Source organism: Delftia sp. WSY_12 (assembly GCF_043104645.1).
GTDB classification, from domain to species: Bacteria; Pseudomonadota; Gammaproteobacteria; order Burkholderiales; family Burkholderiaceae_C; genus Comamonas; species Comamonas tsuruhatensis.
Genome location: NZ_JBICKW010000003.1, coordinates 251,379 through 263,420, shown reverse-complemented (window position 1 = coordinate 263,420; position 12,042 = coordinate 251,379). Strand labels below are relative to the sequence as shown.

Sequence of the window (12,042 nt, the reverse complement as noted above, 5' to 3'; positions counted from 1 at the left end):
GGGCCGCACTGTAGGAAGCGCGGGCACCAGGGCTGCAATGCAGTTTCAAATATTGAAATGCAGTTGCGGCTTTGCGGCGGTGGTCCGCACAATCGCCACGTGCCCCACACCCCCATTGCCCACCAACCCAGGGACTCGCAGGATGTCTGCCGCATCCGCGAGCAGGACCCGTATTTCGCAGGCACGCTGGCCAAGGGGCTGATGATCCTGCAGTGCTTCGTCAGCGACCCGCGCCCGCATGCCAACAGCGAGCTGGCCCGCCGCCTGGGCCTGCCGCGCCCCACCGTGTCCAGGCTGTGCCGCAGCCTGCAGACCATGGGCTACCTGGACCATGACGAGCGGCTGGACCGCTACTTCGTCGGCCCGGCCGCCGTCGCCCTGGGCTACCCCTATGTGATCAACACGCCGCTGCTGGGGCCTTTGCGCCTGCCCATGCAGGCCCTGGCCGACCGCGTGAAGGGGGCGGTATCGGTGGGCGTGGTCATGGACCTGGATGTGGTCTACCTGGACACCTGCGCCTGGGAAGGCGGCACGCTCAAGCGCCCCGGCGTGGGCGCGGTTCGCGGCGTGCTGGAAACGGCCATGGGCCGGGCAGGGCTTGCCCAGCTCGATGCCGGGGAACTGCAGCGCTTCCTGGACCGCGTGCGCAGCCAGCGGCCCGAGGAATACGCGCGCTGCAGGGACAACGCCAGCGAAAGCCTGGCGCACTATGCCGCCCGGGGCTTCGCGGTCAACATGGGCGACTCCGGCCTGGGCGTGTGCGCGGTGGGCGCGGCCTCCCGCATCCGCTACGGGTCTCGCCGGCTGCTGTTCAACTGCGCCGTGCCGGGCCTGCGCATGCCGGCCCGCACGCTGATCCGGGATGTGGGCCCCCAGTTGGCGCAGTTGGTGGCCCTGTGCGACCGGCTGCCCGTGGACCGCTGATCTGCGGGCCTGGCGCTTCAGAAGGCGGCCAGCACGATGCCGATGGCCAGCAGCACGCCGAAGGAGATCCAGCCGTTCTTCTGGTCCAGGCCGCCGATCTGGCGCAGCGCCTCTTCGCGCGCAGCGCCCACCAGGCCCCTCTGGTTGATCTGCTGTATGCGCGTGACCAGCCATTGCAGGTAGGTGCGCTTGACCGTGAACGAGATGGCTACCGCGATGCCGAGCACGCGCCCGGCGCCGCCCGTGCCGGGCATCAGCAGGTTGATGATCAACAGGGTGATGAAGGCCACCACGGCATAGGCGTAGACGCGGCGGGCAATGGCCCAGGGCACGCCCATGAAGGGAATGGCCGTCCAGCAGGGACTGAGTGCGGCGAAGAATCCCTTTTTCCCGCTGACCATGCGCTCCCACAGCGGACGGTATTTGTCGGCATTCGGGCCGATGGCGGTCTCCATATCGGACCACTCGATTCCCGTCAAGTCCATTTTGGTGATGAGCAGCGCCTTGAATTGTTCTTTCAAGGGCATGGAATTCAATAGGTTGGGTGTATCGCTCATGGTTTTCCTTGTTGAATGAGGCGGGATTCCGGGCGTGATGGTCTGGATGCCGCAGCGGGCGCTGCGCGCAGGGCTGTTGTCTCGAAAGAGGGCCCCTGTCTCTGGACGGGCGCCATTCTATGGGGAGATACATGGGAAATGGCAAGCCCAATGGATTGGTTTGCAATGGGAAATGAATGAATGCGCTCGTGAGAAATACAGTTTTTTACATATTCAATGCCATGGGCTGTTATTTCCTCATTGGCCGGATGGCGAATTTTCGTGGCGAGTTGATTCATCCTGATCCATCTTTCATTGGGGATTCATATGAATATGCATATCGCGACGGATACAGCGAATGGGATGGGCCTGGGGGCCAGGTGCATTGAAATGGACGGGAATCGGGCTCGCACAACGGGTGTGCCGTCCTTCGTGCAGGCGCTTCGCTGCGGGACCGCGCAGGGGTCCCGGCGGGCCGGGGCAGCGCGGGGCCGATAGCCGAGCGCAATGCCCGTATTGGCCGCAGGGCGCTGCCGCTGCAGGCCGTGCCGCGCGACAATGGCGGCCTAATGTCATCCCCTACTTCTTCCAAACCGTCCCGGCCCGGCGCCGACGAGGCGGCAGCGCCCTCCGCGCGCCCTGTGCTGCGCCGCCCCGAAAAGCCACAGGCCGAGCCGGCTGGCGATGCCCGCCGCCCCTCTGGTGGCGCAGGCAGATCTGCGGGCGCCCGCGGCCCGCGCAACGACCGCAATGACCGCAATGAACGCGGCGGGCGCAATGAACGCTACGAGCGCTCCGACCGCCGTGACGCAGGCCCTCGCGGCGATGCCCGTGATGCGGCACCCCGCGGCGACGCCCGTGATCAGCGCCCGCGCAGCAGCGGTTTCGGCCGTGCCGAGGACCTGGACCGTTCCCAGCCGCGTGGCGACTGGCGTGGCCAGGGCGGCGGCGAAAACCGTGCCCCGCGCGAGCAGCGCGATCCCCGTGATGCGCGTGACACGCGCCATGCGGGCGACATGCGCGACTCCCGTCCCCCGCGTCCGCCCCGCCCGGATGATCGCCGCGACCGGCCCTATGGCCAGCGCGACGAGCGTCCGCGTGATGGGCAACGTGACGGCCCCCGTGACGGCCCCCGGGAGGGCGGCTTCCGTGATCGCCCCCGTGACGACGCCCGGGGCCCCCGCCGTGATGACGCCCGCGGCCCGCGCCGCGATGCGCCGGCCCAGGCCGAACCCGCCTACCGTCCGCTCAGCGGCATCCGCACCTACCGTCCCGCCGACGGTGGCGCCAGCCGCGAGATTCCCGTCAAGCGTGCCCCCGCGCCCGTGCAGGAGCAGGTTCCGGGCGCCGTGCGCATCAACAAGCGCCTGGCCGACATGGGCCTGTGCTCGCGCCGCGAGGCCGACGAGTGGGTGGACAAGGGCTGGGTCCGCGTCAACGGCGAACTCGCCGTCATGGGCCAGAACGTGGTGGCCGCCGACCGCATCACGGTCGAGCGCGAGGCACGTGACCGCCAGGACCAGCAGGTCACCATCCTGATCCACAAGCCCATGGGCTACGTCAGCGGACAGGCCGAGGATGGCCACGAGCCCGCCGTGGTCCTGGTCACGCCCCAGAACCACTGGAACCAGGACACCAGCCGCACGCGCTTCAACTTCGCGCAGCTCAAGGGCCTGGCGCCCTGCGGCCGGCTGGACATCGACTCCGTGGGCCTGCTGGTCATGACCCAGGATGGCCGCGTGGCGCGCCAGATCATTGGCGAAGACTCGGAGATGGACAAGGAGTACCTGGTACGCGTGACCTACGGCGACCGCGACATCGACGTGCAATCCGTGTTCCCGGCCGAGCAGCTGGCACGCCTGTGCCATGGCCTGTCGCTGGACGGCGAGGCACTCAAGCCCGCCAAGGTGGACTGGCAGAACCCCGAGCAGCTGCGCTTCGTGCTGACCGAAGGCAAGAAGCGCCAGATCCGCCGCATGTGCGAACTGGTGGGCCTGCGCGTGGTGGGCCTCAAGCGCATCCGCATCGGCCGCGTGACGCTGGGCAATCTGCCTGTGGGCCAGTGGCGCTATTTGGGTGCACACGAAGGCTTTTAGCACCCCCTGAGCGGCTTGCGCCGCTTCCCCCTCTCTACCCGCTTCGCGGGGGAGGGGGACGACACCCTCGCGGCGGGGCGGCCCTTGCTTGGTGTCTCTGGTCTTGGGCCGCGCCGGTTTCAGTGAGCGCACAGCTCGTGTTTAGAATGCGAACCATTCTCAAACGAGCTTCAGCGCTGCGGCACGCCAGTCCGGGGCGCGTCCGTCTTTTCATGCGCGCACCGGCCGATCCCGTACACACCCTCTATGTCGAACACCACGGCTGGCTGCAAGGCTGGCTGCGCCGCAAGCTGGGCAATGTGTTCGAGGCTTCCGATATCGCGCACGACACTTTCGTCAACGTGATCACCTCGGGCATGGCCGGCCGCATCGAGCAGCCGCGCCCCTTTCTGGCCACCGTGGCCCGCCATCTTGTGATCCGCCAGCACCGGCGCCGGCTGCTGGAGCGCGCCTATCTCGACACCCTGGCCCTGCTGCCGGCCGAGCTGGCTCCCTCGCCCGAGGAGCGGCTGATCGCGCTCGAATCACTGCAGGCCGTGGACCAGGCGCTGGACGCGCTGGCGCCCAAGGTGCGCGAGGCCTTCCTGCTGGCCCACCTCGAAGGCCTGAGCTATGCGGACATCGCCACGCGCCTGGGCGTGTCCATGACCAGCGTCAAGCGCTACCTGGCCCAGGGCTACGAGCGCTGCTTCGTGCTGGCGCTGTCCTGATGGCGCCGGTGCCTCCTTCCGATCCTCGGCGCCTGTCCAGCGCCACGCCGCTACCCGGCAGCAGTATCCAGGCGCCCCAGGCGCTGGGCCGGCCCTTGCCGGCCGGCGTGGCGCGGGCGGCTGCCGGCTGGTTTGCGCTGCTGCAATCGGGCCAGGCCTCGGCCGCCGACCGGGCGCGCTGGCAGCGCTGGCTCGATGAAGACGCCGACCATGGCCGCGCCTGGGCCCATCTGCAGGCCGTCACGGGCGCGCTGACGGGGCTCAACGCCGGTGGCGCGGGCTATCGCGGCCTGTCCGCCGCTCCCCGGGCTGCGCGGCGGCGCCTGCTGGGCCTGTTCGCGGGCCTGGGCACGGCGGTGGGCGCGGGCTGGCTGGCCAGCCGCACGCCGCAGTGGCAGCAGATGGCGGCCGACTACTCCACCGGCACGCAGCGCCGCCGCTGGAGCCTGCCCGACGGCACGGACATGCTGCTGGGCCCCGGCAGCGCCGTGGCCTTGCAGTTCGACGGCAGCGAGCGCCGGCTGCGCCTGCTGGCCGGCGAGGCGCTGTTCACCACCGGTCATCCTGCAGGTGCGCTGGGCGATCTGCCCTTTGTGGTGGAGACCGCCCACGGCCGCGTGCGCGCCCTGGGCACGCGCTTCATGGTGCGCAGCAACCAGGCAGGTACGCGCGTGGCGGTGTTCGAGGGCGCCGTGGAACTGCGCCCGGCCGGCACAGGCGCAACCGCACGGCGCCTGCAGGCGGGCGAGGCCATGGACTTCACGCGCACGGGCTGGGGCACGGTGCAGCCGGCCGGCCCTGCGGACGACGCCTGGAGCCGGGGCCAATTGTGGGTGGACAACCAGCGCCTGGACGACTTCCTGGCCGAACTCAACCGCTACCGCCCCGGCTGGCTGCATGCCGATCCGGCCGTGGCCGGGCTGCGGTTCTCGGGCGTGTTCCCGCTGGACGAAGGCGGCATCGATGGCACGGACGCCGTGCTGGCCATGCTGCCCGGTGCGTTGCCCGTGCAGCTGCGCTGGCGCACGCGCTGGTGGGTGGTGGTGGAGCCTGCGCAAGTGCGCGGCTGAGGCTTTTTTCTTCCTTTTCGCTTTTTTTGCGCCGGGTGTGACCCGATTTCCCGCGCCGCGCTTCCTTGTTTCCGAGAGCTTTGATTTTCGATATCGGAACACAGGGAGAACCCAGGACCATGCAACCCCTTTTCATGCCCCGCCCCGCGCTGGCGCTGGCCATCGCGCTCATGCCCGCCGCCGTGCTGGCCCAGGCCCAGCGCAGCTATGACGTCGCTGCCGGCCCGCTGGATGCCGCCTTGCGCAGCACGGCCGCCCAGGCCGGCGTGGCCCTGATCTTCACGGCCGAGCAGACGGCCGGACAGCGCAGCGCGGGCCTGCGCGGCAGCTACACGGTGGAGGCTGCCTTCGAGGCGCTGCTGGCCGGTACCGCCTGGCAGGCCGTGCGCCAGGCCGGCGGCGGCTATGCGCTGCGGCGCGTGGAGCAGGTGGCGCCCGTGGCGGCCGCCGGTGCCACGCTGGCCACGGTCAACGTGACGGCCGCTGCCGAGCGCAGCGCGGTCTCCGAAGGCACGGGCTCCTACGCCACGCGCCAGTCCAGCACGGCCACACGGCTGGGCCTGTCGCAGCGCGAGACGCCGCAGTCGGTCAGCGTGGTCACGCGCCAGCTGATGGACGACCAGGGCCTGACCAGCCTGCCGGAGGTGCTGGAGAAGACGCCCGGCATCACCGTGGGCCGCAACGACAGCGAGCGCACCACCTTCTACTCGCGCGGCTATGCCATCGAGAATTTCCAGTTCGACGGCGTGCCCAACACCATGGACTCGGCCAACCAGTACACGACCTCGCTGGCCGACAGCGCCATCTATGACCGCGTGGAAGTGGTCAAGGGTGCCACAGGCCTGCTCACGGGCGCGGGCTATCCGTCGGCCGTGGTCAATCTGGTGCGCAAGCGGCCCACCAAGACCTTCCAGGCCTCGGCCGAGGCGGCCATCGGCAGCCATGACCGGTTGCGCGGCGTGGGCGACATCTCCGCGCCGCTGACCGAAGACGGCCGCGTGCGCGCCCGCGTGGTGGCCGTGGCGCAGAACGCCAGGTCCCATGTGGACGACTACAGCCGCAACGTGCGCAGCCTGTACGGCATCATCGAGGCCGACCTGGGCCCGGGCACCGTGGCCAGCCTGGGCATTGACCACATGCAGACGCGCGCCAACGGGGCCAGCTTCGGCCACATCCCGCTGTTCTTCAAGGATGGCAGCCGCACGCATTTCCCCACCTCGCTCAACCCTGCGGCGCGCTGGTCGTACTGGGACAACGACAGCACCAACGTGTTTGCCGAACTCAAGCACAGCTTCGGCAATGGCTGGAAGATGGACCTGTCTGCCAGCCGGCTGCGCCAGTCGCGCGACGTGGAGGTCGGCGTGGCAGCCCACGGCATGGTGGACCCGGTCAGCGGCCTGGGCATCAACATGCTGTCCAACAAGATTCCCACCGATGCCACCACGCAGGCCGTGAATGCGGCGCTGTCCGGGCCGTTGCAGCTGTTCGGGCGCGAGCATGAGCTGTCGTTCGGCGCCAGCTGGTCGCGCCAGCGCCGCCATGCGCCCGGCTACAGCAATGCCTACGGCCCCGTGGGCAACTACTTCGAGTGGGACGGCCAGGTGCCCCGGCCCGATTTCCAGCTGCGCAACCACCGCATGACGCGCATCGTGGAAAAGGGTGTCTTCGGCGCCGCGCGCCTGCGGCCCACGGACGATCTGTCGGTGATCCTGGGTGCGCGCGTGAGCTGGTACGACATGCTGGACGACACCACGGGCCTGAACGGCAGCTACGTCGTGAACAACGCGCTGCGCGTGGCGCACAAGACCGTGCCCTATGCGGGCGTGGTGTATGACCTGAACCGCCAGCTGTCGCTGTACGCCAGCCAGACCGATATCTTCAATCCGCAGACCTACTACAAGGACGCTGCCGGCAGCCCGCTTCCGCCGCTCACGGGCCGCAGCCGCGAAGTGGGCGTCAAGGGCGAGTTCCTGGACGGCCGGCTCAACGCCTCGCTGGCGCTGTTCCACATCCAGCAGCGCAATGCCGCGCAGTACGTCAGCGCCAACCCGCAATCCGGGGAAGAGGTCTATGCGGCCATCGACGGCGTGGCCAGCAAGGGCGTGGAGATGGAGGTGTCGGGCAGTATCACGCCGGCCTGGAACATCTACGGCGGCTACACCTACCGCACTTCGCGTGCGCCGGCCCAGCCCGACGTGATCCTCAGCGCGGTCAACACCAACCAGCCGCGCCACCTGTTCAAGCTCAGCACCAGCTACCGTCTCAACCCGCAGTGGACCGTGGGCGGGTCGCTGGCCTGGCAGAGCCTGACCTACTACCAGCAGTCCGCCGCTCCCTACGCGCGCGCCGACCAGCGTGCCTATGCGCTGGTGGGCCTGATGGCGCGCTACGACGTGGACCGCCAGTGGTCGGTGACGCTGAACGTCAACAACCTGTTCGACAAGACCTATATGCCGGGCCTGGGTTCGTACGGCACGGGCGTGTATGGAGATCCGCTCAATGTGCTGGTCACGGCCCGCTACAGGTTCTGATGCGGCTGCCTGGCGGCTGTGCCACTAGGCCTGCGACCACATCCGCAACAGGTTGTGGTACGTGCCGGACAGCGCGGATAGGGCGGGGTCGCCCGGGTGGCGCAGCGTCAACTGCTGGATCTGCTGGTCCAGGTCGAACAGGAGGCGGCGCTGCTCGTCCGAGGCCACGAGGCTGTGGGTCCAGAAGAAGCTGGCGTAGCGCGTGCCGCGCGTGACGGGGTTGACGCGGTGCAGGCTGGTGCCGGGGTAGACGATGGCGTCGCCTGCGGCCAGCTTCACGCTCTGGTGGCCGAAGGTGTCTTCCACGACCAGCTCGCCGCCTTCGTATTCGTCGGGCTCGCTGAGGAATACGGTGGTGGAGACATCGCTGCGCACCTTGATGGCCGTGCCGGGGATGGTGAAGATGGCATTGTCTATGTGGTTGCCGTAGGTGCCGCCGCCTTCGTAGCGGTTGAAGCGCGGCGGCAGCACCTTCAGCGGCAGCGTGGCCGAGATGAACAGCGCGCTGGCCCCCAGCCTGTCGAGGATGAGGTTGCCTATCGCCTGGCCGGCCTGGCTGTCCAGCGGCAGCTGCAGGTTGGCCTTGACCTGGGCCGCCAGGGGGCCGGCCGTGGCGCGGCCGTCCTGCCACGGGGCCTGCTCCAGCGCCTGGCGGCACTGGCGCACTTCGTCGGGGCTGAGCAGGGCGGGTATGCGGAGCATCATGGCAGGCGGTCCTCAGGGGCGGAATCAATGAGTGTCCCGCAAAAAAGCCCCGCAGGCGGCGATGGCCTGCGGGGCTTTGCGGTGATCTGCGCAGCGTCAAGCCGCTGCGCGTTCGCCCGGGGCGATCAGCAGATCAGTACGTCCACTTGAGCGAGGCCACGGCCGAGCGGCCTGCCGCCATGGTCGCGTAGTGGGGCGAACGCACGCCGCTGTAGTAGACCTTGTCGCCCAGGTTGTACAGGTTCAGCTGCACGGTCAGGTTGCGGTCGATCTGGTAGGCCACCATGGCGTCGTAGCGCGCATAGCCGCTGGCGCCCTTGGTGACGATGCCGCCATCCACGGTGGAGCGGATGTAGCTCTGGTTCACGCTGCTCTGGGCATAGATGCCCAGGCCCACGGTCAGCTTGGCCATGGGCTTGTAGCTGGTCCACAGGCTGAAGCTGTGCTTGGGCGTGTTGGGGAAGGGCTGGCCGTTGGCCACGTTGCCTGCGCCTGCGTTCTTCTGCTCGCTGTCCATGTAGGTGTAGCCGCCGAAGACGCTCAGGCCCGGCAGCACGCTGCCCGTGAAGCCCAGCTCCACGCCGTTGACCACCTTGTTGCCGCCCATGTAGGTGACGCCGTTTTCGGTGATGCGCGCATTGGTCACGTCGTTGCGGAACAGCGCGGCGGTCAGCGCCAGGCGCTTTTCCATCAGGTCCCACTTGGTGCCCAGCTCGAGCGAGCGGGTCTTCTCGGGCGCCAGGTTGGCCAGCTGGTCGGTGGAGATGCCCAGGTCCTCGTTGCCGTTGCCCAGCATGGAGCCGCCGGGGCGCGAGGAGGTGCCGAGGCTGGCGTAGATGCTGCCGTTGGTGGCCGGCTTGTAGACCAGGCCCAGCTGGTAGTTGAAAAGCGTGTCCGAACGGCTCAGGTCATAGGCCGGCGTGTTGCGGCCGGCGGGGCCGGAAGCGCTGAGCTTGTAGTGGTCCAGGCGCAGGCCGGCGTTGAGCAGCCACCGGTCGTTGAACTTGAGCGTGTCGAAGCCGTACAGCGCCACGGTGTCGATCTTGTTGTGGCTGGGGTCGCCCAGGGTCACGGGCAGGTTCCACAGCGGGCTGCTGTCCGGGTTGTTCAGCGAGGCGCACCACAGGCTGGCGGCCGTGCACGTGGTGTTGGTGGTCTGCAGCGCGGTGGTGCGGGACTCGGCCTTTTCCTTGGACAGCTCCAGGCCGAAGGCGTAGCTGTGGCCCACGCTGCCGGTCTGTGCCTTGCCCGTGAATTCCGACAGGTTCTGCAGCGTCTTGATGTCGGCCACGCGTGCATTGCCACGGCGGAACACATAGCCATTGACGACATTCCCCTTGCTGTCGTCGGGCTGGGTCCACAGGTAGTCCTGTTCGGACTTGCTGTAGCGCAGGCTGTTGCGGAACTTGTTCGTGTCGGTGAACTTGTGCTCCACGGTGGCCGTGAACAGGTCGCTCTTTTCCTTCTCGTAGTCGCGGCTGGTCAGGCCGTACCAGTTGTCGCGGTTGCTGCCGTAGGTGGGACGCACCACGCTGCCGCCGGGCAGGCCGGCGGCCGCCGTGCTGGTGTACAGGTAGGGCACGCCGCCATCGGGAATGTTGTCGGTCTGCAGGTGCTGCCAGGACAGCGAGACCTCGGTGGGCGTGCCCATGCCGAAGGTCACCGTGGGGGCGATGCCCCAGCGCTTGTTCTCGGGGCCGCTGCGGCCGGGAACGTCGGCGTCGTGCACCATGGCGTTCAGGCGCAGGCCCACGCCTTCGCCCAGCACGCGGTTGGCGTCGATGGTGGCGCGCCGGTAGCTGTCCGTGCCCAGGCCCACGTCGCCGCTGATGAAGTTCTCGTTCCTGGCCTTCTTGGTCACCAGGTTGATGGAGCCGCCAGCGCCGCCGCGGCCGGCATAGGCCGAATCGGCACCCTTGATGACCTCCACCGATTCCAGGTTGAACACTTCGCGCGTACCGGCCGCGATGTCGCGCATGCCGTCCACGAAGGTGCTGGCCTGGGCATCCATGCCGCGGATGAAGGGCTGGTCACCCGAGGGGTTGCCGCCTTCGCCGTTGCCGAAGGTGATGCCGGGCGTGGACCGCAGGGCTTCCTGCAGGCTGGTCGCGCCGGTCTGCTTGATGATTTCCTCGTTGATGACCTGCACCGTCTTGGGCGTGTCCACCAGCAGGGCCGTGAACTTGGCCGAGGAGGCGTTGTCGGTCTTCACGGGCGCTTCGGTCGAAGACGTCACGTTCACGGTGCCCAGCGTGGTGCTGGCCTGCGCAAAGGCCGGGGTGCCAGCAAGGCACAGGGCAGCGGCAAGGGCCAGCTGGGTGAGGTTCGCGGGGGGGAGGATTTGTTGGATTTTGCTCATGTTCACTCCGATGAAAGCCCGCGGATTGTTATTGCGAATCACTAGTGTTCGGTTTCTGCTTCGTAAAGTTGGCCTGTTTGCCCTGGGTAAAAGTCCTTCGCGTTGCCGCCATGCAACAAACGAAAACCGTGTTTCACCAAAGGTCCAATGAAAACGCGGCTGCTGCCGGACGAAAAAAAGCGGCTGTCGCCAGCCGCCGGGGTTTGCTGCGGGGCGCCTGCTGCGCCCGTGCCTGGCCTTACTCGTCGGCCGGATTGGACAGCAGGGCCTTGTAGATCACGGCGCCGATCAGCGCGCCCACGATGGGGGCCACCCAGAACAGCCACAGTTGCGAGACGGCGATCTCGGGACCGAACAGGGCCGGGCCCGTGCTGCGCGCGGGATTGACCGAGGTGTTGGTCACGGGAATCGAGATCAGGTGGATCAGCGTCAGGCACAGGCCGATGGCCAGCCCGCCAAAGCCGGCTGCCGCGCGCTTGGCCGTGGCGCCCAGGATGACCAGGATGAAGAAGGCCGTCATCACCACCTCGGTGACCAGGGCAGCCGTCATGCCGTAGCCGCCCGGCGAATGCGTGCCGAAGCCGTTGGTGGCAAAGCCGCCGATGTCGGCACCGGCCTTGCCCGTGGCGATCACGTAGAGAATGCCTGCGCCCGTGATGGCGCCCAGCACCTGGGACACGACGTAGCCCGGCAGCTCGCTCCAGGCAAAGCGCCCGCCCATGGCCAGGCCCACGGAGACGGCAGGGTTGAAGTGCCCGCCCGAGATGGGACCGAAGGCATAGGCGCCGGTGACCACCGTCAGGCCGAAGGCCAGCGAGACGCCGACCAGGCCGATGCCCACCTGCGGGAAGGCGGCGGCCAGCACGGCCGCACCGCAGCCGCCCAGGGTCAGCCACAGGGTTCCGAGGAATTCTGCGGACCATTTTTGAACAGAGCTGTGCATGGGAAATCTCCTGAAACAGGCCCGCCGCTGCGCCCGGGCCCTGCGCGCACTGCCCGCCGAATGGCGGAAAGTGGCGCAGTTATAGCGCTGCGCCTGGCCTGCCGAGAGGGCAAGAAAGTGAACAATCGTCCAGAGCCTGCGTCGCCACAGGGGTGGCAGCCTCTTGAA

10 protein-coding genes are annotated in these 12,042 nt (G+C 68.2%); 5 read left to right on the top strand and 5 right to left on the bottom strand.

Features of this window, described 5'->3' with window-relative positions:
- The first annotated feature begins 57 nt into the window (after positions 1-57).
- On the top strand, positions 58-924 hold the full coding sequence (locus ACF8LI_RS01465; RefSeq protein ID WP_016446586.1) for an IclR family transcriptional regulator: 867 nt from the start codon (positions 58-60) through the stop codon (positions 922-924).
- A gap of 17 nt (positions 925-941) precedes the next feature.
- On the opposite strand, the gene ACF8LI_RS01460 is transcribed toward ACF8LI_RS01465, so the two are convergent.
- Positions 942-1,451 (bottom strand): hypothetical protein, encoded by a 510-nt coding sequence (locus tag ACF8LI_RS01460; protein WP_392429723.1) that lies wholly within the window; start codon positions 1,449-1,451, stop codon positions 942-944.
- A gap of 26 nt (positions 1,452-1,477) precedes the next feature.
- Positions 1,478-1,759, bottom strand: coding sequence for a hypothetical protein (locus ACF8LI_RS01455; protein ID WP_392411801.1), 282 nt, complete (start codon positions 1,757-1,759; stop codon positions 1,478-1,480).
- Positions 1,760-2,029: 270 nt separating this feature from the next.
- Between ACF8LI_RS01455 and ACF8LI_RS01450 the strand changes: the two genes are divergently transcribed.
- From ACF8LI_RS01450 to ACF8LI_RS01435, 4 genes are all read left to right on the top strand, one after another.
- The gene (locus ACF8LI_RS01450) at positions 2,030-3,556 is read left to right on the top strand and encodes a pseudouridine synthase (protein WP_392411799.1); all 1,527 of its coding nucleotides are present in this window, start codon (positions 2,030-2,032) and stop codon (positions 3,554-3,556) included.
- Positions 3,557-3,768: 212 nt separating this feature from the next.
- Positions 3,769-4,266 carry a sigma-70 family RNA polymerase sigma factor gene (locus ACF8LI_RS01445; protein WP_013804342.1) on the top strand — a complete coding sequence of 166 codons (498 nt, stop codon included), beginning with the start codon at positions 3,769-3,771 and terminating at the stop codon, positions 4,264-4,266.
- Positions 4,266-5,336: a FecR domain-containing protein gene (locus ACF8LI_RS01440; protein ID WP_392411797.1), complete on the top strand. Its 1,071-nt coding sequence runs from the start codon at positions 4,266-4,268 to the stop codon at positions 5,334-5,336. Before ACF8LI_RS01445 ends, ACF8LI_RS01440 begins: the two co-directional genes overlap by 1 nt.
- A 119-nt stretch (positions 5,337-5,455) precedes the next feature.
- The gene (locus tag ACF8LI_RS01435) at positions 5,456-7,867 is read left to right on the top strand and encodes a TonB-dependent siderophore receptor (RefSeq protein ID WP_392411795.1); all 2,412 of its coding nucleotides are present in this window, start codon (positions 5,456-5,458) and stop codon (positions 7,865-7,867) included.
- 24 nt (positions 7,868-7,891) lie between these two features.
- Here ACF8LI_RS01435 and ACF8LI_RS01430 read toward each other — a convergent pair whose 3' ends face one another.
- The 3 genes from ACF8LI_RS01430 to aqpZ form a co-directional block, all read right to left on the bottom strand.
- Positions 7,892-8,572, bottom strand: a complete 681-nt coding sequence (locus tag ACF8LI_RS01430) for a Fe2+-dependent dioxygenase (RefSeq protein WP_392411793.1) — start codon at positions 8,570-8,572, stop codon at positions 7,892-7,894.
- 133 nt (positions 8,573-8,705) lie between these two features.
- Positions 8,706-10,931, bottom strand: a complete 2,226-nt coding sequence (locus ACF8LI_RS01425; RefSeq protein ID WP_392411791.1) for a TonB-dependent receptor — start codon at positions 10,929-10,931, stop codon at positions 8,706-8,708.
- A 238-nt stretch (positions 10,932-11,169) separates the two neighbouring features.
- The gene (gene aqpZ, locus ACF8LI_RS01420; RefSeq protein ID WP_016446578.1) at positions 11,170-11,874 is read right to left on the bottom strand and encodes an aquaporin Z; all 705 of its coding nucleotides are present in this window, start codon (positions 11,872-11,874) and stop codon (positions 11,170-11,172) included.
- Positions 11,875-12,042: the final 168 nt, after the last annotated feature.

What these genes read in the sequence shown, in the direction of transcription:
- ACF8LI_RS01460 (WP_392429723.1), bottom strand. Translation starts at nt 1,451, where the DNA reads ATGCCCTTGAAAGAACAATTCAAGGCGCTGCTCATCACCAAAATGGAC.
- ACF8LI_RS01455 (WP_392411801.1), bottom strand. Translation starts at nt 1,759, where the DNA reads ATGAATCAACTCGCCACGAAAATTCGCCATCCGGCCAATGAGGAAATA.
- ACF8LI_RS01440 (WP_392411797.1), top strand. Translation starts at nt 4,266, where the DNA reads ATGGCGCCGGTGCCTCCTTCCGATCCTCGGCGCCTGTCCAGCGCCACG.
- ACF8LI_RS01435 (WP_392411795.1), top strand. Translation starts at nt 5,456, where the DNA reads ATGCAACCCCTTTTCATGCCCCGCCCCGCGCTGGCGCTGGCCATCGCG.
- ACF8LI_RS01445 (WP_013804342.1), top strand. Translation starts at nt 3,769, where the DNA reads ATGCGCGCACCGGCCGATCCCGTACACACCCTCTATGTCGAACACCAC.
- ACF8LI_RS01425 (WP_392411791.1), bottom strand. Translation starts at nt 10,931, where the DNA reads ATGAGCAAAATCCAACAAATCCTCCCCCCCGCGAACCTCACCCAGCTG.
- ACF8LI_RS01465 (WP_016446586.1), top strand. Translation starts at nt 58, where the DNA reads ATGCAGTTGCGGCTTTGCGGCGGTGGTCCGCACAATCGCCACGTGCCC.
- aqpZ (WP_016446578.1), bottom strand. Translation starts at nt 11,874, where the DNA reads ATGCACAGCTCTGTTCAAAAATGGTCCGCAGAATTCCTCGGAACCCTG.
- ACF8LI_RS01430 (WP_392411793.1), bottom strand. Translation starts at nt 8,572, where the DNA reads ATGATGCTCCGCATACCCGCCCTGCTCAGCCCCGACGAAGTGCGCCAG.
- ACF8LI_RS01450 (WP_392411799.1), top strand. Translation starts at nt 2,030, where the DNA reads ATGTCATCCCCTACTTCTTCCAAACCGTCCCGGCCCGGCGCCGACGAG.